This is a genomic window from Pseudomonas sp. BF-B-26 (genome assembly GCF_019956495.1).
Classification (GTDB): Bacteria; Pseudomonadota; Gammaproteobacteria; order Pseudomonadales; family Pseudomonadaceae; genus Aquipseudomonas.
On sequence record NZ_JAHBDP010000033.1, the window covers coordinates 72923 to 93402 of the forward strand.

Annotated in this window: 15 protein-coding genes and 1 pseudogene; 12 read left to right on the forward strand and 4 right to left on the reverse strand. The window is 57.5% G+C overall.

All coding sequences use genetic code 11. From position 1 onward, the window contains the following. The first annotated feature begins 14 nt into the window (after window positions 1-14). The 4 genes from KGB03_RS02795 (at window position 15) to KGB03_RS02810 (ending at window position 4596) form a co-directional block, all read left to right on the forward strand. Window positions 15-1364, forward strand: a complete 1350-nt coding sequence (locus tag KGB03_RS02795) for an APC family permease (protein WP_218538703.1) — start codon at window positions 15-17, stop codon at window positions 1362-1364. 119 nt (window positions 1365-1483) lie between these two features. After that, window positions 1484-2500, forward strand: coding sequence for an arginine N-succinyltransferase (locus KGB03_RS02800; protein WP_223526283.1), 1017 nt, complete (start codon window positions 1484-1486; stop codon window positions 2498-2500). 61 nt (window positions 2501-2561) lie between these two features. Further along, window positions 2562-3596, forward strand: coding sequence for an arginine N-succinyltransferase (astA, locus tag KGB03_RS02805; protein ID WP_192407693.1), 1035 nt, complete (start codon window positions 2562-2564; stop codon window positions 3594-3596). Window positions 3597-3726: 130 nt separating this feature from the next. Further along, window positions 3727-4596 (forward strand): oxaloacetate decarboxylase, encoded by an 870-nt coding sequence (locus KGB03_RS02810; RefSeq protein ID WP_223526284.1) that lies wholly within the window; start codon window positions 3727-3729, stop codon window positions 4594-4596. A gap of 150 nt (window positions 4597-4746) precedes the next feature. Here KGB03_RS02810 and KGB03_RS02815 read toward each other — a convergent pair whose 3' ends face one another. From KGB03_RS02815 to KGB03_RS02825, 3 genes are all read right to left on the reverse strand, one after another. Continuing rightward, on the reverse strand, window positions 4747-5049 hold the full coding sequence (locus tag KGB03_RS02815) for a hypothetical protein (protein ID WP_111452077.1): 303 nt from the start codon (window positions 5047-5049) through the stop codon (window positions 4747-4749). A gap of 579 nt (window positions 5050-5628) precedes the next feature. After that, window positions 5629-6873 (reverse strand): M20/M25/M40 family metallo-hydrolase, encoded by a 1245-nt coding sequence (locus tag KGB03_RS02820; RefSeq protein WP_223526285.1) that lies wholly within the window; start codon window positions 6871-6873, stop codon window positions 5629-5631. A 205-nt stretch (window positions 6874-7078) separates the two neighbouring features. Next, the gene (locus KGB03_RS02825) at window positions 7079-8152 is read right to left on the reverse strand and encodes a diguanylate cyclase (protein WP_223526286.1); all 1074 of its coding nucleotides are present in this window, start codon (window positions 8150-8152) and stop codon (window positions 7079-7081) included. A gap of 132 nt (window positions 8153-8284) precedes the next feature. Between KGB03_RS02825 and KGB03_RS02830 the strand changes: the two are divergent. The 3 genes and pseudogenes from KGB03_RS02830 to KGB03_RS02840 form a co-directional block, all read left to right on the forward strand. Beyond that, window positions 8285-8647, forward strand: a pseudogene (locus tag KGB03_RS02830) (NAD(P)/FAD-dependent oxidoreductase); the annotation flags it as partial. A gap of 22 nt (window positions 8648-8669) precedes the next feature. Then, on the forward strand, window positions 8670-9626 hold the full coding sequence (locus tag KGB03_RS02835) for an alpha/beta fold hydrolase (protein WP_111452074.1): 957 nt from the start codon (window positions 8670-8672) through the stop codon (window positions 9624-9626). A gap of 110 nt (window positions 9627-9736) precedes the next feature. Next, window positions 9737-11128 carry a VOC family protein gene (locus KGB03_RS02840; RefSeq protein WP_223526287.1) on the forward strand — a complete coding sequence of 464 codons (1392 nt, stop codon included), beginning with the start codon at window positions 9737-9739 and terminating at the stop codon, window positions 11126-11128. Window positions 11129-11281: 153 nt separating this feature from the next. Here KGB03_RS02840 and KGB03_RS02845 read toward each other — a convergent pair whose 3' ends face one another. Then, window positions 11282-11959 carry a type 1 glutamine amidotransferase domain-containing protein gene (locus KGB03_RS02845; RefSeq protein WP_218538699.1) on the reverse strand — a complete coding sequence of 226 codons (678 nt, stop codon included), beginning with the start codon at window positions 11957-11959 and terminating at the stop codon, window positions 11282-11284. Between the two features lie 443 nt (window positions 11960-12402). Between KGB03_RS02845 and KGB03_RS02850 the strand changes: the two genes are divergently transcribed. From KGB03_RS02850 to KGB03_RS02870, 5 genes are all read left to right on the forward strand, one after another. After that, window positions 12403-12918, forward strand: a complete 516-nt coding sequence (locus tag KGB03_RS02850) for an Hcp family type VI secretion system effector (RefSeq protein WP_054051032.1) — start codon at window positions 12403-12405, stop codon at window positions 12916-12918. A gap of 131 nt (window positions 12919-13049) precedes the next feature. Continuing rightward, window positions 13050-15092, forward strand: coding sequence for a type VI secretion system tip protein TssI/VgrG (gene tssI, locus KGB03_RS02855; protein WP_223526288.1), 2043 nt, complete (start codon window positions 13050-13052; stop codon window positions 15090-15092). After that, a complete protein-coding gene (locus tag KGB03_RS02860; protein WP_223526289.1) occupies window positions 15085-15984 on the forward strand; it encodes a DUF4123 domain-containing protein in 900 nt (299 codons plus the stop codon). The genes tssI and KGB03_RS02860 overlap by 8 nt, the downstream gene beginning before the upstream one ends. Continuing rightward, the gene (locus KGB03_RS02865) at window positions 15981-19343 is read left to right on the forward strand and encodes a toxin VasX (protein WP_223526290.1); all 3363 of its coding nucleotides are present in this window, start codon (window positions 15981-15983) and stop codon (window positions 19341-19343) included. The genes KGB03_RS02860 and KGB03_RS02865 overlap by 4 nt, the downstream gene beginning before the upstream one ends. Beyond that, on the forward strand, window positions 19343-20440 hold the full coding sequence (locus tag KGB03_RS02870) for a hypothetical protein (RefSeq protein WP_223526291.1): 1098 nt from the start codon (window positions 19343-19345) through the stop codon (window positions 20438-20440). Before KGB03_RS02865 ends, KGB03_RS02870 begins: the two co-directional genes overlap by 1 nt. Window positions 20441-20480 lie beyond the last annotated feature (40 nt).

The window sequence follows — 20480 nt, forward strand, 5'->3', positions numbered from 1 at the left end:
AGGAGAACGGCTTCATGGAAATAGAAGAATTCGGCTACAAGCAAGAGTTGAAACGCAGCCTGTCACTGACCGACCTGGTGGTGTACGGGATGATTTTCATGATCCCCATCGCACCGTTCGGTGTTTATGGCTACGTCAACGCCGAGGCGCCGGGGCTGGTACCGCTGGCCTACATCATCGGCATGGTGGCGATGCTCTTCACGGCCCTGAGTTACGGCAGCATGGCTCGGGCCTTTCCGATTGCCGGTTCGGTTTATTCCTACGCGCAACGGGGCCTGAACCAACACGTAGGGTTTATCGCCGGCTGGCTGATGCTCCTCGATTACTTGCTGATTCCGCCGCTGCTGTATGTGTACGCGGCCATGGCCCTGAATCATTTGTACCCGGACATTCCGAAGGTCGGTTTCATCCTGGCCTTCCTGGTCAGCGCGACCTTCGTCAACTTGCGGGGCATCACCTTCACCGCGCGAATGAACATCATCTTCCTGCTGGCGCAACTGGTGGTGCTGGGGATCTTCCTGTTCTACGCCTGGAACGCGCTGCACAGTGGTGGCGGTAACGGTCAGCTGACACTGGCGCCGTTGTACAACCCCGAGACATTCAACTTCGCCCTGCTGATGCAAGCGGTGTCGATTGCGGTGCTGTCGTTCCTCGGTTTCGATGCGATTTCCACCCTCGCCGAAGAGATCAAGGGTGACCCGGGCCGCAGCGTCGGCAAGGCCGCGCTGATCACGCTGGTGGTCATGGGCGTGATCTTCGTCGTGCAGACCTGGATTGCGACGGATCTGGCGGCCGGCATGGGTTTCAAATCGGCTGACACGGCTTTTTATGAAATCGCTGAACTCGCGGCCGGCAGCTGGCTGGCCACCCTGACCGCCGTGGCGACGGCGCTGGCCTGGGGTGTTGCGGTGGCAATCACCTCTCAAGCAGCGGTGTCTCGTCTACTGTTCGGCATGGCCCGGGACGGCAAGCTGCCAAAGGTGCTGGCCAAGGTTCATCCCAAACACAACACGCCGTACGTGAGCATCTACCTGGTGGCCGTGCTGTCGCTGGTGATCTGCTACCTGTTCATCAACTCGGTGGACACCCTCACCTCGCTGGTGAACTTCGGCGCACTGAGCGGTTTCATGTTGCTGCACCTGACGGTCATCAACTACTACTGGCGTCGGCAGAAATCCGGCCAGGTGATCCGTCACCTGATCTGCCCGGTGATCGGCTTCATCATCGTCGCGGCGATCATGTACAACATGGGCGTCGACGCACAGAAACTCGGCCTGATCTGGATTGCCCTGGGCCTGGCCTACCTGTTTGTACTCAACAAACTGGGCACCCGTGCGGTACTGCCCGACCCAAGCAATGGCTGACAAGAAATAGAGCGGCGTCTGACAAAAATTCAGGCGACCGCCGATTGAACGCGTGGAAACCGACAGTGATAGTCAGGTTCGGTGCGAACCACCGAACCCTTTGATACAGGAGTGCATCCATGCTGGTCTTACGCCCAGTCGAGTTAACCGACCTGCCCCAGTTGCAGCAACTGGCGCGCGACAGTCTGGTAGGCGTCACGTCCTTGCCGGACGACACCGAATGCCTGCGCGAGAAGATTCTCGACTCCTGCGCCTCATTCGAAAAAAACGTTGAGGGGCATGGCCCGGAGAACTACTTCTTCGTGCTGGAAGATCTGACCCGAGAACGCTTGGTGGGCTGCTCGGAGATCCTTGCCACTGCCGGTTTCAGCGAGCCGTTCTACAGTCTGCGCAACCGGCATTTCACCAGCGCCTCGCGGGAGCTGAACATCGAGCACGGCGTGCCCGCGCTGTCGTTGTGCCACGACCTCAGCGGCCATACCTTGCTGCGGGGTTTTCATATTGACGCAGCGCTGGTGCGCACACGGTTTTCAGAGTTGCTGTCCCGGGCGCGGCTATTGTTCATCGCCGCCCACTCACAGCGATTTTCCGAAGCCGTCATCACCGAGATCGTTGGCTTCAGCAGCGACGAAGGGCACTCGCCATTCTGGGATGCGGTGGGCAAGCATTTCTTCGACCTGCCTTATGTCGAGGCCGAACGACTTTGCGGCCTGGAAAGCCGAACCTTCCTCGCCGAACTGATGCCGCAATACCCGATCTACGTGCCGATGCTGCCCCAGGCGGCGCAGGACTGCATCGGCCGCATCCACCCCGATGGCCAGGAGGCGTTCGATATCCTCGAGCGCGAAGGCTTTGAAACCAACAGCTACATCGACCTGTTCGACGGCGGTCCGACGTTGTATGCGCGCACTCCCGGCATCCGTTCCATCGCCCAGAGCCAGACCGGCACGGCGAAACCGGGTGCGTCCATTGATGCCCGTGGCAGCTATCTGGTGAGCAACGATTCGCTGAAGGACTATCGCGCTATCGTCGCCGATCTGGATTACCAGGCCGGGCAACCTGTGGGGTTGAGCACCGAGATATGTGCCGCCCTGAACGTGACCGAAGGCAGCCCGATCCGGCTGATCGCCCTGTGAGCATCACCCGGCCCCGCGCCCAACGACAACGCCCGAGCGGGCGTGCAGAAGGAGTTGCATCATGATTGTCCGCCCGGTTCACGTCACCGACCTGCCCGCCTTGCTGAACCTGGTGCACCAGGCCGGCCCCGGCTTCACCACCCTGCCGGCCAACGAGGAACGCCTGGCCCACCGGGTACGCTGGGCCCAACGAACCTTCGCCGAACAGGTCGAACGCGCCGATGCCGATTACCTCTTCGTGCTCGAAGACGACGATCAGCAACTGGTGGGCGTCAGTGCTCTGGTGGGCGCCGTGGGCCTGCGCGAGCCCTGGTACAACTACCGGGTCGGACTCACGGTCAGTTCGTCACCGGACCTGGGTATCCGGCGACAGATTCCGACGTTGTTCCTGAACAATGAAATGACCGGCCAATCGGAGATTTGCTCGCTGTTTCTGCGACCCGATCAACGCCAGGGCAGTAACGGTCGATTGCTGTCGTTGGGGCGCTTGTTGTTTGTGGCCGAGTTTCCGCACCTGTTCGGCGACAAACTCATCGCCGAATTGCGTGGCAGCGCCGACGAACAAGGTTGTTCTCCGTTCTGGGACAGCCTGGGGCGACACTTCTTCAAGATGGATTTCAGCCACGCCGATCACTTGTCGGGGCTGGGCAGCAAGTCGTTCATCGCTGAACTGATGCCACGCCAACCGCTCTACACCTGCCTGCTCACCGAACAGGCCCAGGCCGTGATCGGCAAGGCACACCCGAACACCGAACCGGCCCTGAAAATCCTCACCGCCGAAGGCTTTGCCCATAAGGGTTACATCGACATCTTCGACGCCGGCCCGGTGATTGAAGCCCCGGTCTCGAATATCCGCACCGTGCGCGACAGCCAACCGCTGGTGCTGGCCATCGGCACACCCGACGAGGAGGCCCCGGTGTGGCTGATCCACAACCGTCGCCTGGAAAACTGCCGCATCACCGCCGCCCAGGCCAGACAGGTGGGCAACAGCCTGATCGTCGACCGCCTCACCGCCAAACGCCTGCAACTGCAACCCGGCAACTCGGTGCGCGCTGTGCCACTGCTCAATCAACAGCAGCAGGCTGTTGCGGCGTGACCGACGGTTGCCCATCCGCCTCTGCAAATTCGTCATCATCCTTCCCCCGCTCGCGTGATAGCCTTTTGTTCCTTCGGCGTTGACACTTTTGCTCAAGCCCTTCCATTCCCATTTCAGTGGTGGAACTCATATGTCCAGGCTTTCTCATCAAGATTTACGCCGTAACTTTCGCGAGCTGTTCGCCTCCAACACCTGCTATCACACGGCGTCGGTATTCGACCCGATGTCGGCCCGCATTGCCGCTGATCTGGGTTTTGAAGTGGGGATCCTGGGCGGTTCAGTCGCATCGTTGCAGGTACTGGGCGCCCCCGACTTTGCCTTGATCACCCTCAGCGAGTTTGCCGAGCAGGCCACTCGTATTGGTCGTGTTGCCCAACTGCCGGTCATCGCCGACGCCGACCATGGCTACGGCAACGCGCTGAACGTCATGCGCACCATCGTCGAACTCGAACGCGCCGGTGTGGCCGCCCTGACCATCGAAGACACGTTGCTGCCCGCCCAGTTCGGCCGCAAGTCCACCGACCTGATCGGGGTGGCGGAAGGCGTCGGCAAGATTCGTGCGGCACTGGAAGCCCGGGTCGATTCGGAAATGGCAATCATCGCCCGCACCAACGCCGGGATCCTGCCGGTGCAGGAAGTCATCAGCCGTACCTGTCATTACCAGCAGGCCGGTGCGGACGGGATTTGCATGGTGGGCGTGCGAGACTTCGACCACCTCGAACAAATCGCCGAGCACCTGAGCGTGCCGCTGATGCTGGTCACCTACGGCAACCCGTTGCTGCGCGACGACAAACGCCTGGCCGAACTGGGCGTGCGGGTCACCATCGATGGCCACGGCGCCTACTTCGCCGCGATCAAGGCCACGTATGACAGCCTGCGGGAACAACGGCAGTTCTTTACTCAGGCGTCGGACCTGAATGCGACCGAGTTGACTCATACCTATACGCAGCCTGAGGAATACATCCGTTGGGCGGAAGAGTTCATGAGCGTCAAGGAGTAGCGGTTCAGCAGATGTCAAAGTAGTGACTGCAATGGCCCCTTCGCGAGCAAGCCCGCTCCCACAGGGATTTGGGGTGAACACAAGATTCGTGAACACCACCAATCCAATGTGGGAGCGGGCTTGCTCGCGAAAGGGCCAGATGCCACACCACTAATCAGCGGTTTTGAACTCCCGCTCCCGCTGCAACGCCCGCGCCTGAACCACATTCAGCATCGCGCAGCCTTCGCGCATCAGCAGATGAACCGCCCGGGTAACGCGAGTCAGATCGCAATCGGAAATGTCCTTGAGGTTCAGGCTGGTCAAGGTATCCGCCAGATCGCGAACCACGGTAAAACGATGTGCAGCGCAAGCGGCGATGTCGCTGAGTTCTTTGTGGGTGTTGATGAAGAGCACCGGGGTTTCGGCGTCGTAGGTGTCGATGGGGAGGTAACGAGGCATGACTTGGTCGAACATTGATGTAACTCCAGGTTGAGCTACCACCGTTCGCGGCCAAGCGAATGTAAGGTGGCAGCCGTGTGCGGGTTGGCCGACCGGTACCTGAAAGACCCGGCACACCCGAGAGTGTCCCGCGCACAGCCGCCATAAAACGTTTTGGCGCTGTTGCGTTTCAGATAATCGACCGGCCAAGGTCGTTCGCGGTGTTTTCCGCGAGCCCGAACTATAGGGGTCGAAGCCGAAACGCGGCAACAGGGTACGTTGTAGGAAACGTCTTGGAAAGTTGTGGGGTGGTTTTGACGGCGGTGTCCGGCTTGAGAAACACCCCTCACCCTAACCCTCTCCCCAGGGGGTAGAGGGGACTGACCGAGTTGTTTTGGCTATTTGCTGCGACCTGATAGTGCGTGTCGAACGCACATTTGGTTAACGACAAAGCGTTTTGCATACCAGAGTTCAACTCGGGCGTTCACGTCGCCGAATTCCTCAAGAAACCCACGGTCAGTCCCCTCTACCCCTTGGGGCGGTCCGACGTTTCGGGAGGGTTAGGGTGAGGGGTCGATCCGACTGACGCCTCACAATCCCCAAACCGCACGCAATTCAGTGAGCCTTGGCCAACTCCATAATCATCCGCGACAACAGATAAATCCGCGGCGCCACACTCTCAACCTCCGCGTATTCCTCCGGCGTATGGATATTGCCGCCAACAATCCCGAACCCATCCAACGTCGGCGTACCCACCCCCGCTGACAGGCTGGCATCCGCCGCCCCACCGCTGCCTTCTTCCGTCAACTTGCGGCCAATTTCACCGTAAATCCCCTGAGCCATGGCCATCAACCGATCCGATTCCGGCGTTTGCGGCATCGGCGGCAATCCTCGCTGAAGGGTGGTGGTGACTTCGGTGTCAGTAATCAGCTTGTCTTTCGAAACCCGCGCCAGGTCCTTCTCGATCCGGTCAAACTCTTCCGGCACCGCCGCCCGCACGTCTGCCTTGGCGGTGGCTTGATCCGGAATGACATTGGTGCGGTCGCCGGCCTTGAGTACGGTGAAGTTGATGGTGGTTTTCTTCTCTGCGTCGCCCAGTTTGCCGAGCTGCAAAATCTGGTGCGCCGCTTCCATGGCGGCGTTGCGTCCCAGCTCCGGCGCGACACCGGCATGAGCCGCCTTACCCTTGACCTCGACCACGGCGGTGGCACTGCCTTTGCGCCACACCACCAGGCCATCCGCCGGGCGGCCCGGTTCGAGGTTGAGGGTGACGTCGTGGGCCTTGGCGGTTTTCTTGATCAGGTCGGTGGCGATGTCCGAGCCGGTTTCTTCGCTGGCGTCGAGCAGGAAGGTGATTTGCGCGTAATCCTTGAAATCGAGATTTTTCAGGACTTTCAGCGCATAGATCCCGGCAACGATGCCGCCCTTGTCGTCCATCACGCCCGGCCCGTAGGCGCGACCGTCCTTGATATGGAACGGACGCTCGGCGGCCGAACCTTCCTTGAAGACGGTGTCCATGTGCGCCATCAGCAGGATTTTTGCCTTGCCGGTGCCTTTCAGGGTCGCGATCACATGGCTGCTTTTGTCCGGGGTATTGGGCACAAGCTCGATGGTCGCGCCGAGTTTTTTCAATTCGTCGATGGCGATGTCACTGACTTTCGTCAGGCCCGGTTCATAGCCGGAACCGGAGTCGATGTTCACCAAACGCTCCAGTAACTTCAGGGCTTCGCCCTTGTACTGTTCGGAGTCGGCGAGGACTTGTTTGTGTGGTTCGGCGGAAACGGCGGGAGCGAAAGCGCCGAGGGCGAAGGTCAGGCCAAGGCTGGTGGCCAGCAGGGAGCGAGGGAGTTTGAACGTCATGAATCGATCCTTGTTTCGTGTCGGGAGTGAAAAACACCCTACCTGACTACGGCGCAAGGCTCTAGACCGAATGCGACACTGAGCGTTCGGCTTGGACCGAGTTGAAGCCATCGCGGGCAAGCCTTGCTCCTACAGGTCAACGTGATCTGTAGGAGCCGAGCTTGCTCGCGATGGCGGAATGTCAGGCGACATGACTGGTGATGGATCACACCGAATCAAGTAATGGGTGATGCGGTTTGCTATCGCTGCAACAGATGACGCGGTTGCGACCGCTGGCTTTGGCTTCGTAGAGCGCCTGGTCGGCGTCGTTGAGCCACAGGGTTGCGTCGGTGTGTGCCGGGTTGAAGGCCGCCAGGCCGATGCTCAGGCTGACTGTCAGCGCCGGACTTTGCTCATAGCCCAAGGTGGCGAAGCGATCACGCAGGGCATCCATGGCGGCGGCAGCGCTCGTGAGCGGAAGGTCCGGGAGGATCACGCAGAACTCGTCGCCACCGTAGCGCCCGGCAACATCCGCCGCGCGCAGGTTCTGCTTGAGCATTTTGCTCAACTGGCGCAGCACGATGTCCCCGGCAACGTGGCCGTAGGTGTCGTTGATGGATTTGAAATGGTCGATGTCGATCAGTGCAATCGCCCCGCCCTGCTGCTGACGTTTGCAACGCTGGAATTCGATTTCCAGTTGATCCTTCCAGGCGCCGTGGTTCAGCAGGCCGGTGAGGCTGTCGGTGCGGCTCAGGGCCAGCAATTCACGCTTTTGTCGGCCGAGGGTGTGGGCCTGGCGGAAGCAGATCCAGCCCAATGCCAGCGGATACAAACACATCAAGGGCAAACAGGCATACATCTGCAGTTGGCTGGTTTGCGGGACGAAGGCGGGGGAGAAAATCAGCAGTCCGACGCCCATCCCGAGAACTTGCGCCACGGTTCCTGCCAACAGGAAACGCAAACCGCCAATGGCCACATTGTTCATCGCCATCATGGCCAGGGTCGTCGCGCCGGGCAGCGGATTGAAGTGCATGGCGGCGACCCAAAAGCCGCCGAGAAAGGCGTCCACCAGCAGGTTTCGGTGTTCGGCGTGATAAGGCACTGGCGCGCGGCGCGCCCATTGATAGGCCAGGTGCGGCCAGAGTACGGCGTTGAGCAGCATCGCCACCCAGACCCACGGTGCAGGGTTGAGTGGATACATCGCCGCGCTCACGAGCAACAGCCCCAAGGCTAAACCCAGGATTCGCGATGTATAGAGCCTCCTGGCCAGTGAAAGTCCTTTTCCTCCCGTTTTTCCCATAGAGGCCTCTGCGCCACTGAGACGGAACCTGAAAACACAAGGGGTTCAAGTGTGGTGAGAGTCTATCAGGGAAGCGGCAAATAGCCATCACCGGCGGGCGGCCTGAATACCAAGGCATAGCCATGAGGCGGGCGAGCAATGTTTGGCACCAGCCTGCCGGACTTCCCCAACCTGTTTATCGTCACCGGCCCCGACACCGGCATCGGCCATACCTCGGCGCTGTTCATCATCGAGTCCCGGATGAACTACATTCTCGATTGCATCCGCACGTTAAAAGAACACGGTTTGCGCAGCATTGAAGTACGCCCCGAAGCAGAACGTACCTACACTGAAATGATCCACCGGGAGATGGAACGCACGGTATGGAAGTCCGGGGGCTGCCACAGTTGGTATCAAAGCAAGAGCGGTCATGTGATTGCGATGTTTCCGGGGTTCAGTTTCAGCTATCACCGGTTGACCAGGGCGCTGAAACCCGCTGATCACATTCTGTCCTGATCACGTAAAAGGAAGATGCCTGATGCTTTTGTTGGTTGTCGCAATCGCCGTTTTCGTGGCCTGGAGCTGGTTGAGTTACCCGGCCATCGGTCATTGGCTCTATGACTTGAACATGTCGGTAGAGGCGAAGCTGTATGGACTGCACAAAATTGTCGTGCCGATCGCCGAAATGACTGTTTCGACCTGGCAAGGCGGGCCGTACGAAGCATCCAGCAGCGTGCTGATGCTCCACGGCTACAGCGCCGACAAAAATGTCTGGCTGCGTTTTGCCCGGCACTTTGTCGGCAATTATCGGGTGATCATCCCCGACATCGCCGGCCATGGTGAAACCGGCTTCAAGGCGGGCGGCGGCTACGACATTCCCTTGCAGGCCAAGCGAATGATCCAGTTGCTCGATGTCTGCGGCGTCGAGAAAGTCCATGTGATCGGCAATTCGATGGGCGGTTACATGGCAGCGTGGCTCGCGGCCACGTACCCGGATCGCATTGTTTCGGTGGCCCTGATCGACCCGGCAGGTGTCACCGCCCCCGAAGCCAGCGACCTGGAGCGGCATTTGGCCAAGGGCCACAACCCGTTCCTGATTCATTCACGGGAAGAATTCCAGCGCTTCTACGCCATGACCATGGCCGAACCGCCGTGGGTACCCAAGGTGGTGCTGGACGCCATCGCGCAACGCTATGAACAGAGTCGCGATGAGCTGGAAGAAATCTTCAGGGATTTACGCGCCAGCCCGCCGATGGAGCCGAAACTGCCCGACATCAAGTGCCAGGCGTTGTTGCTGTGGGGGCACAAGGACCGCTTGATCGATGTCAGCAGCGTGGCGATCTGGAGCAAAGGCATCGCCGATCTGCGAGTGGAAGTCTGGGACCACACCGGCCATATGCCGATGGTGGAACAACCGACGAACACGGCGCGGCTGTATCGGGAATTTTTGGCATCGCTGCGCTCGGAAAGCCCTCAGGATCAACGGCTGCACTGAACATGCAGTCCTTTGCAGAATGAAGTCCGTAAGATTCTTCGTTTGTCGGCGCCGCGCAAGGCTGCGATCTTTTCCCGCATCCTTTACGTCACCGCACCAGGAATTCTTTCATGAGTCACCCGAACTTCGTCAGCCCTGACCTGATCCGCCAACGCTTTTCCAAAGCGATGTCCGACATGTACCGCGAAGAAGTGCCGCTGTACGGCGCGCTGATGGAACTGGTGGAACAGACCAACCGTCACGTGCTTGCCAGCGATCCACACATCGCCCGACAGTTGAGCAGCACCGGTGAAATCCAGCGCCTGGACCTGGAGCGGCATGGCGCGATCCGTGTCGGCACCGCCGATGAACTGGCCACCCTCGCCCGGTTGTTTGCGGTGATGGGCATGCAACCGGTGGGTTATTACGACCTGACCCCGGCCGGCGTTCCTGTGCACTCCACGGCTTTTCGCGCGGTGCATGAGGCGGCGTTGCAGGTCAGCCCGTTCCGGGTATTCACCTCCCTGCTGCGCCTGGAACTGATCGAAGACCTGGAACTGCGAGCGTTCGCTCAGTCGGTGCTGGATAAGCGTTCGATCTTCACGCCCACTGCGCTGACCCTCATCCATCGCGCCGAAACCCAGGGCGGCCTTACCGAACAGGAGGCCCGGGACTTCGTCGAGCAGGCGCTGGAAACGTTCCGCTGGCATCACACCGCCACCGTGACCGCCGAGCAGTACCGCAAGCTCAGCGCCCAGCATCGCCTGATCGCCGACGTAGTGGCGTTCACCGGCCCGCATATCAACCACCTGACGCCGCGCACCCTGGACATCGACATCGTCCAGGCGCAAATGCCTGCCCACGGCATCACCCCCAAAGCGGTGATCGAAGGCCCGCCCCGCCGTCAGTGCCCGATCCTGCTGCGTCAGACCAGTTTCAAGGCGCTGGATGAGCCTGTCGCCTTCACCGATCAAACCCAGACTCACGGCAGCCACAGCGCCCGATTCGGCGAGATCGAGCAACGCGGCGCGGCGCTCACCCCCAAAGGCCGGGCGCTTTACGACCGATTGCTCAACGCTGCCCGGGATGAATTGAAAGACTTCCCCAATGAGGCCAATGCCGCACGTTACAACGCGCTGATGGCGCAGCACTTTGCAGAATTCCCTGACACCATTGAGGGCATGCGCCGAGAGGAACTGGCGTACTTTCGCTACTTCGTCACGGAAAAAGGGTTGGCAGCCGACGAGGTGAAATCGTGGTCGCTGGAGGATCTGCTCAACGGCGGGTATTTGCGGGTTGAACCGTTGGTGTACGAAGATTTCCTGCCAGTCAGCGCAGCGGGGATTTTTCAGTCGAACCTGGGGGATGCGGCGCAAACCCACTATGGCGTGCAATCGAACCGGCAGGTGTTCGAGAAAGCGCTGGGGCGATCGACGATTGATGAGTTGGCATTGTATGCCGAGACACAGCGACGCTCGATCGAGGAATGCCGCGAGGCAATGGGATTGTCGAGTCTGGCTTGACCTTGTGGCGAGGGAGCTTGCTCCCGCTTGAGTGCGCAGCACTCACAAAAATCTGCAATCGTTCGCAGAAATCGGGGCCGCTGCGCAGCCCAGCGGGAGCAAGCTCCCTCGCCACATGAAAGTGTCCGGCCAATATTTTGGCCGTTCAGGGATTTAAGCCAGCTTCGCCAACAATGCCTCAGCGGCCGCCTCGGACGACGCCGGATTCTGACCGGTAATCAGCAAACCATCAGTGAGCACATAACTCGCCCAGTCAGCCCCTTTGGAATAGACGCCACCCTTCTCCTTAAGCATGTCCTCCACCAAAAACGGCACAACCTTCGTCAGTTGCACAGCCTCTTCTTCAGTATTGGTAAAGCCCGTCACGCGCTTGCCTTTGACCAGCGGCTGGCCGTCCGCGCCCTTGACGTGACGCAACACACCCGGGGCGTGGCAGACGGCCGCGACCGGTTTGCCTGCCTTGTAAAACGCCTCGATCAGAGCGATCGAGATTTTGTCTTCGGCTAAATCCCACAGCGGGCCATGGCCGCCGGGATAGAAAACCGCGTCGTAATCTTCAGCTCTCGCACTGCTCAGCAGAGCGGTAGACGCCAATGCGGACTGGGCGGCGGAATCTTTGCGAAAGCGCTCGGTGGCCGCAGTTTGCGCGTCCGGCTCGTCGCTTTTTGGGTCCAGCGGTGGTTGCCCCCCCTTGGGCGAGGCCAGGGTCAACTGAGCGCCGGCGTCTTTAAAGGCAAAGTACGGTGCGGCAAACTCCTCCAGCCAAAAGCCGGTTTTCTTACCCGTGTCACCCAATTGATCGTGTGACGTTAGAACCATCAGGATTTTCATGTCGTTCTCCTTGAGTTCGCAGATGTTCATTCATCTCGGCGCTGAGTTTGACCTCCAGGCTGCAGCATTCGTTGCACCTGTCACCCTAGCGGTTCTGCTACCGTTTTTCGGCAAATCAGACGATGGGTCACCGAGTGATGGCTAACCGCCTTGATGCGCAAGAAGTTGCGCACTCATCGCTGCGAAAGCCCTTCCCGGGTGACGGAGCGCCCGGCCTGTCAGGCCCCCAGCCAAGTGCGCAAGAAGTTGCGCAGTACTGCGCAACTTCTTGCGCACATTCACAGGCGATCGCCGTCGAACATTCTCCACGGGGTCGAAAAAATCTCTTAACCACCTGATTTATATAGTGTTAACCGTTTCTGGCACGGACCTTGATAACAGTCAGGCACCCACCGGGCGATACCGCCTCCCGGGCACCCTAACTTTTAGCAAGGAGCACATCCATGGCTACACCAGCGTACATGTCCGTCACTGGCGAAAAACAAGGTCTGATCACTGCCGGCGCATTCACCGCCGACTCGGTTGGCAACACCTACCAGGAAGGTCACGAAGACCAGGTCATGGTTCAGGCTTTCAGCCACGACGTGATCATCCCGCGTGACCCACAGTCCGGCCAACCGACCGGTCAGCGCGTTCACAAGCCAGTCGTGATCACCAAGGTCTACGACAAGGCTTCGCCACTGCTGCAAGCCGCTCTGACCTCGGGCGAGCGCATGAGCGAAATCGTTATCCAGTGGTACCGCACTTCGGCTCAAGGTACCCAAGAGCACTACTACACCACCAAACTGGAAGACGCGATCATCGTCGCCATCAACAACAAAATGCACAACTGCCAGGATCCGTCGAACTCGCACTTCACCCACCTGGAAGAAGTACAGTTCACCTACCGCAAAATCACCTGGACCCACGAAGTATCCGGTACTTCGGGTTCCGATGACTGGCGTCAGCCGGTCGCCTAAGTCAGGCCGACCGTCACAAGCATCGGCCAGCTCTGCTGGTCGATGTTGTTTTCGCCCTTCCAGAATTTTGCGTCTGCTGATTCCTTTTTCCGGTCTTGGCGAACGCCGCAGCACTGCACGAGGAACAAGGGATGTTCGCGCCGGCCAATCAAACTCACTTTGCCCTGACCATCGAAGGTCTTTCCAGCGACTTCCAGGTTTTTTCCCTGCAAGGTCGGGAAGCCATCAGCCAGCCTTTTGTGTTTGAGGTGGAGCTGGTCAGTGAACAGCCGTCCCTGGACCTCGAGACCCTGCTGCACAAACCGGCCTTTTTGCAGCTCTCGCCTGACGGCAGCGGCATTCATGGCCAGATCTACCGCGCCGCCCAGGGTGATTCCGGCAAGCGCCTGACCCGCTACGCGGTGACCCTGCGCCCGCAACTGTCTTACCTGGCGCACCGCATCAACCAACGCATCTTCCAGAACCTTAACGTGCCGAAAATCATCGGCAGCGTCCTCGAAGAGCACGGCATCCAAAGCAATGCCTACGAATTCAAAGTCGGGGCGATTTATCCGGAGCGCATTTACTGCGTTCAGTACGACGAATCGGACCTGCAGTTCGTCCAGCGTCTGTGCGAGGAAGAAGGTATCCACTACCACTTTCAGCACAGCGCCACCGCCCACAAGCTGGTGTTCGGCGATGACCAGACGGTGTTCCCGAAACTCGCGCCCGTGGCCTACCAGCAAGACTCCGGCATGGTCGCCAACGACCCGGTGATCAAGCGTTTCGACCTGCGCCTGGAAACCCGCACCAGCCGCACCACCCGCCGCGACTACGACTTCGAAAAACCACGCCTGACGCTGGAAAGCGAAAACCGTGGCGACGCCCTGCCCGACCTCGAAGACTACGACTACCCCGGCCGCTTCATCGACCGCGAACGCGGCAAGCACTTGGCCAAACGCGCCCTCGAACGTCACCGCAGCGACTTCCAGCTCGCCGAAGGCAAAAGCGATCAGCCGTTGCTGGTCAGCGGCCACTTCCTGGCCCTGACCCAACACCCTAAAGCCAAATGGAACGACCTGTGGCTGCTCACCGAAATCCTCCACGAAGGCAAACAGCCGCAAGTGCTGGAAGAGTCGGTTACCAGTGACACGACCAAACTCAAAGACGATTTCCACCAGGGCTACCGCAACCGCTTCCAGGCCACCCCGTGGGACGTGCCAAACCGCCCACCGCTGACGCAAAAGAAGCCGCGCATCCTCGGCAGCCAAAGCGCCGTAGTCACCGGGCCAAAAGGTGAAGAAATCCACTGCGACCAATACGGTCGCGTCAAAGTGCAATTCCACTGGGACCGCGAAGGCCAGGCCGACGACAAGACCAGCTGCTGGCTGCGCGTCTCCTCCGCCTGGGCCGGCGCCCACTACGGTGGCATCGCCATCCCGCGCATCGGCATGGAAGTGCTGGTCAGCTTCCTCGAAGGCGACCCCGACCAACCGCTGATCAGCGGCTGCCTGTACCACAAGGAAAACGTCGTCCCGTACGCCCTGCCGGCGAACAAAACCCGCAGCACCTTCAAAACCCTGAGCTCCCCCGGTGGCGGCGGTTACAACGAACTGCGCATCGAAGACAAAAAGGGCCAGGAACAAATCTTCCTGCACGCCCAGCGCGACTGGGACGAAAACGTCGAGCACGACCAGAAAATCCGCGTCGGCAACGAACGCCACGACACCGTCGAGCAAAACAGCTACAGCGAATTCAAGGCCGAAGAACACCACACCGTTTACGCCGACCGCAAAGTCGAAACCCGCGCCAACGACCACCTCACCGTGGGCGTCAACCAGCACATCAAAGTCGGCACCGGCCAGTTCATCGAAGCCGGCCAGGAAATCCACCTGAGCAGCGGCATGAAAGTCGTGCTCGAAGCGGGCAGTGAACTGACCCTCAAGGGTGGTGGCAGCTTCATCAAGATTGATGGCAGCGGTGTGACGTTGAGCGGGCCGGTGATCAACATGAACTCCGGCGGGAGTCCGGGAAATGGGACGGGGGCGGCGCCGTTATTGCCGGGGCCGTTGAAGCAGGCAGATGCGGATAAGGCCGGGCAATTGTTGGTGCCTGCACAGCGGCAAGCGCTGATGCAAAAGAAGCCAATCTGCGCGATCTGCGAGAAGGCCAAACTGGAGGCGCAAAATGCTTAAGCCCCAGTGGCCGCTGGAAAATGGGTTGCCTCAAGGCCTCCCGTGGAAGGGCACCGTCGGTTTGCTACTGGATGGCGTCAGCGTCGAGAAACTGCCTCAACACCTTTATCAATGGTCGGATAATCCGATTTTTGAGCCGCTCTACCTCGGTACTCCGTGGGCTGAGTTGGGTGACGTTTCGCCGTGTCTGGTTCAGATAAAAGCGCAGAACAATCCCATCCTGGCAAAGTTTCTGGCTGAGCCTCGCCAAGAATGGGGCTACCTCGCGTTCAGCGATCAACCCTGGGAACACATGGTCGACCATTTTCGCTGGCTCACCAGCGTCATGCACCCACAGGGTGAGGAAGTGCTGCTGCGCGTAGCTGATCCGGCCGTGGCCCATGCGCTGCTCGACTACAGCGAGAGCATCAAGGACCCTACCCTGTTCGGCCCTTGCTCGCAGATCGTCGGCGCCGACGCGGCATTGGGCTGCTGGCACATCAACCAGCGCCCCGGCAAAGCCATTGAGCCGAACCACAGCAAACGCTACCGCTTGAGCGACGAGCAACTCAGCCAACTGGATGAAGTGAATTTTCGCAGCATCGTCCTGCGCCTCGACGAACACATGCACGAATACTTTCCGTCCTATCAGGCACAAGCGACGCCTCTGCAGCGCTGGGAACACCTGCATTCATTGGCGTCGACTTCATATGATCGAGGCTTCAACACCGAGCTCGACATCACTCTCTACGCCAACATTCACGGGTTTCTCGGTGAGCGAGCGCTGGAAGAACATCCGGACCTGGATGCGATACTGAAGACCCCTTCGGAACAAACGCCCGCTCAGCGACTCGAACGGGTCGCTGATATTGCCCAGGAACGGGCTGAAGCCCTGCTAAGGAGCCAAGGATGACAACGCCCACATCGACCGGCAAAAGCCCGAACAACGTTGCAAAAAGCCGGGACGACGGCAAGTGTGCCCTGGGCGGCTGCCCACTGATGAAGGCCAAGATCCAGCTCATCCCTCTGCGCTACGGTCTGGTCGAACGACTTGACCCATCCAGCGCATTGGCGATGCCGTACAAAACCACTTCACGCCCACTGGGCATTCGCTTGATCCGCGACGGCTGGCTCTACGTCATCGTCGACAAAAAACCTCAAGCGGTCATGCACGAATACCGAATCCAGAACGGCATCGTGACCCAACTGCTGTGGGAAAAAGGCGAAATCACCGCCAACAAACGCGAAAGCAACGTGGGCGAAGCCGTGCTGGTCTTCCCCCGTTTGAGCAAGCTCTACGTCAACTACTCCGAAGTGCAATGGACCGCCGCCAAATGCGCACAGGTCATCAAGCACAAATCCGAGCGTGAATACTTCATGCAGGCAGTGGATCTGACCAAGGCTGATCCGGAGAAAGGCGCGGCTAATCTGTTGACGCCAAGTCAGGCGGAAAAATGGATTGCTGAAGTTGCGGAGCAGCCGAGCAAGGAACCGGCGGTTACGGGTGCCAAGCCTGAGGAAAGCCAGGACTATCTCTGGGAGCAAGCGTCGCACTTCAAGAAAACTCAGTTGGGCGCGCTTAAAAAGCAAGTCAAGGCGGAAAATGAGCGTGACCATCTGTATTTGGTCATACAAGATGACTTGGGCGTGCTGCGCGATCTCGCCGAGCATCAGGATTTGGTCACTGGCTGGATCAGTAACTGGAGTGACGCAGAAGCCAATCAAAAGAAGTATGTGTTTGGTTGCTACATCGAATCGTTGTACACCATAACCGGCGAAACCATTCTGAATGCCGCCCAAGGCGACCCTCGATTTGCCAAACTCAAGGACGAAACAAGCGAAGAGCAGCGGCAATCGATCGTCGACTATGTCAACGTTAAAAATCAAACCCAATATTCCGGTGCAGGTACGCATCGTGGGGCTATTGCAGCTTCAAGGTCGCGGATGCGTACGAGTCTTGGACCTTTGCATTCCAAGTACGAAGACCTGATCGAGACCATCGAAGACAATGCTCATGAAGCGCTCAATGGCGCAAAAATGGGACAAGAAGGTATCAACGACCTGATTGACCGACCGGCTATGGAAGCCTTTCTTAAACAACAGCGAGCACAATTAAGCCGTTGGAATAAACGGCTGGATTTGATAACTGATGATCGAATAAAAATTGCATGCGAAAAGCGCTTCTATAAATCTGCTTGGTATTTTGATCCAAAATTTGGAACCCAACTTGAATCAGCACTTGCTACTGAATACGCGTGCATGAGAGACATATGTCGCACCGACAAGGCCACCGAAGCGATTGCAGACCTAATAGAAAAAGAGCCGGGCTTTACAGTTCCAACCTTCTTTACTGCAAGTTTGACCGACCAGAAGGATCTGTTTGCGAAAATCGGATCATTAATAAAATCGGCTCGAGATATACCCCTTTCAGCAAAGGACTTCCAAGGACTGCAAAAAATTAGCCGAGAGTTCGTAACGCTCCTGACCCAGGATCTCGCGGCATCAATTAATCTAAGCAGCGATGGAATAACTTTCGATCAAGCACGAAACACAGCTTATGAACCTGCCAAACAACTCCGCTTGGCGAATGCTCTAGAAGAAGCTATAGAAGGGCTACGCAGCGGCCGGGCAATAGACCCAGCTAAAATCCTGCGGAATATTCCCGGCTCAGCATGGATCGACGTACTAAGAACATTTGGCAAAAAAGGTATTACTCTAGAGTTTGCTTCTGCAAGCCAGCTTCATGCGTTCGAAGCTGACATGGCGAAACTTACCGAACTCCGCCAGCAAATGTCCTCGCTCAAAAACAAGATCAGGGAGACATTAGCTAATGAACGAAAAGGTCGAGCCCCCAAGGGAAGCTATCGATCGTTGGTCGCACAGCGTAAATCTGTTCAGCAATCCGTCGCCCCGTTAGAGAAAAAAATCGCGCCTGCAATGATTGCAGTTGGCGAAGGCCCGAGTAAAGCAAGTATCAAAATTAAAGGCCTAACCAGCGCCCAAGAAGCAGAATTCCACCGAATGGCCGAAGACCACCGCTTAAACACAGGCGACAAGGTAAGAGGATTAGGAAAAGATATATTTCAGTCAGCGGGAGGCGACATCTTCGCATCAGCTGTATTTGTTGTGCAGTTAATTAGCTTCGTCACTGTTTACTCAGAGTTAAGAAGAAAACCCGGCTGGGATAAAGCTGATTACATTGCATTTGGCAATGCGTTCTTCTCTGCAAGCGGAGGAGGTTTTGCGGCTGCGCAGGGAATATCTGCCACTACTCTAAACGTAGCCAAAAACAACTATTCAAGTGCAGCCGGAAAAGTTCAGTTAGCCGCGCGCATGGGAAAGCTCACGGGGGGGCTGGGGTTAGCAGCTTACGGGTTCGGTATGGCGGCGGCAGCCACAAGTCTGTATGGGGAAAAAGGCTCTGTCGCTCGTTGGACAGAAGCCTTGAGGTCGGGAGATAGTGCAAAGCTGGCTGGTGCCAGCATGACAATCGCGGGCGACTCTGGACAATTCGTCGTTAACGGTTGGGCAGTTGCACGAACAGGGCAACATATGTTTGAGGCGGCTTCAAATGTTAGCCAAGCAAGAGCTGTCGCTTGGGTCACAGCAGGTGGCAAACTACTGAGCGTTGCTGCGAGGGCCAATTTAATAGGGTTAGGTTTGACGGTGTTGCAGCTAGGTGGCGAGTGGATTTACAACCGAAATAATAAAACAAAGCTTGATAACTGGCTTCAACAGGGCGCGTGGGGAAAGAAGAACAAAAATCGCGAATTCCAAGAAGATCGCATGCAATTGGCAGAGATCACTTCAACCCCTCAGGTCGGTCTGAGACAAATAAACAACAGACCTATTGCTGTAATTAGCATTCCAAATATCACGATTCGAGAACTGGATGATGTTGGATTTGGCCTTACGGCGTATTGGTCAAGCAATCTCCAGCGCAATGACTGGGAGCCTTGGACTGAACCTTTGCTATATCAGCTCAATTTACTGAGCCTACCAGACGCGCCACTCCAATTGGGGTTAGAAATTTTTGCACATGAGGCCAACGCCCAGCATGGTCTTGCGATAAAGTTGCGATACCATCCACTCCCCGGAGCCCCAAAATATCAGGAAATAATGTTTGAAACCAAGACACTGAACGTTGGAAACGGAAAGGAATTCTCAACAACTGGGTTTCTCAGCGCACGAAATACCACCGCTCAAGCAATCATTGTGACCACCGACACACTGACTGTGCTCGAATCATCAAAACAAGCCGGGCAAACCTAATGTCTTCAATAAATGAGCAATCCAGCGACGATCTCAATCTCAAAAAAATGCGGCCCGTGGCTGGTGAGAAGCGAAGCTTCGCGACAGGTGAAGCATTGTTCCTCTCTCCGCTGCCGATACCAACGGGCAACGCCCCCATGGATTTGGGCGGAAGCTTTGTTGAGGTTAATGACATATTCCTTGACGTAGGCAGTAGTAATTTCGGCAAGGCTTTCCAAGCGAGGGCAATGATTGGACTCGGGATGATGTTTATTTTTTCATGCCTGATTATTCTGCCTTTGCTCGCAGGATCTACTACCTGGGGAAACCCATTTTCCGAGTCCTTTTGGGACAGAGCAACAGGCATGTTCCATTTCGGTGTGACCTTTAGTATTTGGGGAGGAGGAATAGCTGCGCTCCTGGGTACTTACGTTATCTTGAGCACTACCAGAGCGAAGTCGCGCACCCGTCCTATTAGATTCAACCGCCAACGTCGTGAAGTCTGTTTCTTTCCCGAAGGTTCTGACGTCCCCGTCATTCAACCATGGGAAGAGATAGTATCTTGGCTTTCAATCAGTACAGGTGTTACTGGAGTAGGAGTAACAAGCGCCTATACCTTTGGTATGGCGTTCGACGATTCCAAAGCTGACTTAGTGCATTTTGTGAGACAAGGCGTAATGACTCCTGCTCATGGCTTGGGTAAGTGGGAAGCCATACGTGTTTATATGGAAAAAGGTCCAGAGTTCTGCCCTGGCAAAGCGCCATACGAAGGCCGTGGCACCTTCGATAAAGAACGGCAAGACATGCATGAGGAGCACCAACACAACGAACGTTCCGCTTTCGGGGTTGGCTGGTGGTACCTGACACACCTGATCACCTGGTGGCGCTTCCCGTACTGTGTTGCTGAATGGGACCATCGTTTCAGCATGAAATCTCTACCTAATTCCATTGCTGAGTGGTCAAAATCTCTACCGACTGAGCAGTGGGTCAAGCCGAGCCAAGCGTTGAAAGAGCAAAGCACCAAGATCGAAAAGGCTTTTGCTCAGGGACAAGATTTCATGACGTACTTCAAGGCGAACCTAAATGAAATCAAAGCAGAAGAATCGATAAATAATTGAATGGAAACGATGAGCCGCTTCCTTGATGCATAAATATAAT

Bases quoted from the DNA above. Each gene is read 5' to 3' on its own strand.
- KGB03_RS02795 (WP_218538703.1), top strand. From the start codon at position 15: ATGGAAATAGAAGAATTCGGCTACAAGCAAGAGTTGAAACGCAGCCTG.
- KGB03_RS02800 (WP_223526283.1), top strand. From the start codon at position 1,484: ATGCTGGTCTTACGCCCAGTCGAGTTAACCGACCTGCCCCAGTTGCAG.
- astA (WP_192407693.1), top strand. From the start codon at position 2,562: ATGATTGTCCGCCCGGTTCACGTCACCGACCTGCCCGCCTTGCTGAAC.
- KGB03_RS02810 (WP_223526284.1), top strand. From the start codon at position 3,727: ATGTCCAGGCTTTCTCATCAAGATTTACGCCGTAACTTTCGCGAGCTG.
- KGB03_RS02815 (WP_111452077.1), bottom strand. From the start codon at position 5,049: ATGTTCGACCAAGTCATGCCTCGTTACCTCCCCATCGACACCTACGAC.
- KGB03_RS02820 (WP_223526285.1), bottom strand. From the start codon at position 6,873: ATGACGTTCAAACTCCCTCGCTCCCTGCTGGCCACCAGCCTTGGCCTG.
- KGB03_RS02825 (WP_223526286.1), bottom strand. From the start codon at position 8,152: ATGGGAAAAACGGGAGGAAAAGGACTTTCACTGGCCAGGAGGCTCTAT.
- KGB03_RS02835 (WP_111452074.1), top strand. From the start codon at position 8,670: ATGCTTTTGTTGGTTGTCGCAATCGCCGTTTTCGTGGCCTGGAGCTGG.
- KGB03_RS02840 (WP_223526287.1), top strand. From the start codon at position 9,737: ATGAGTCACCCGAACTTCGTCAGCCCTGACCTGATCCGCCAACGCTTT.
- KGB03_RS02845 (WP_218538699.1), bottom strand. From the start codon at position 11,959: ATGAAAATCCTGATGGTTCTAACGTCACACGATCAATTGGGTGACACG.
- KGB03_RS02850 (WP_054051032.1), top strand. From the start codon at position 12,403: ATGGCTACACCAGCGTACATGTCCGTCACTGGCGAAAAACAAGGTCTG.
- tssI (WP_223526288.1), top strand. From the start codon at position 13,050: ATGTTCGCGCCGGCCAATCAAACTCACTTTGCCCTGACCATCGAAGGT.
- KGB03_RS02860 (WP_223526289.1), top strand. From the start codon at position 15,085: ATGCTTAAGCCCCAGTGGCCGCTGGAAAATGGGTTGCCTCAAGGCCTC.
- KGB03_RS02865 (WP_223526290.1), top strand. From the start codon at position 15,981: ATGACAACGCCCACATCGACCGGCAAAAGCCCGAACAACGTTGCAAAA.
- KGB03_RS02870 (WP_223526291.1), top strand. From the start codon at position 19,343: ATGTCTTCAATAAATGAGCAATCCAGCGACGATCTCAATCTCAAAAAA.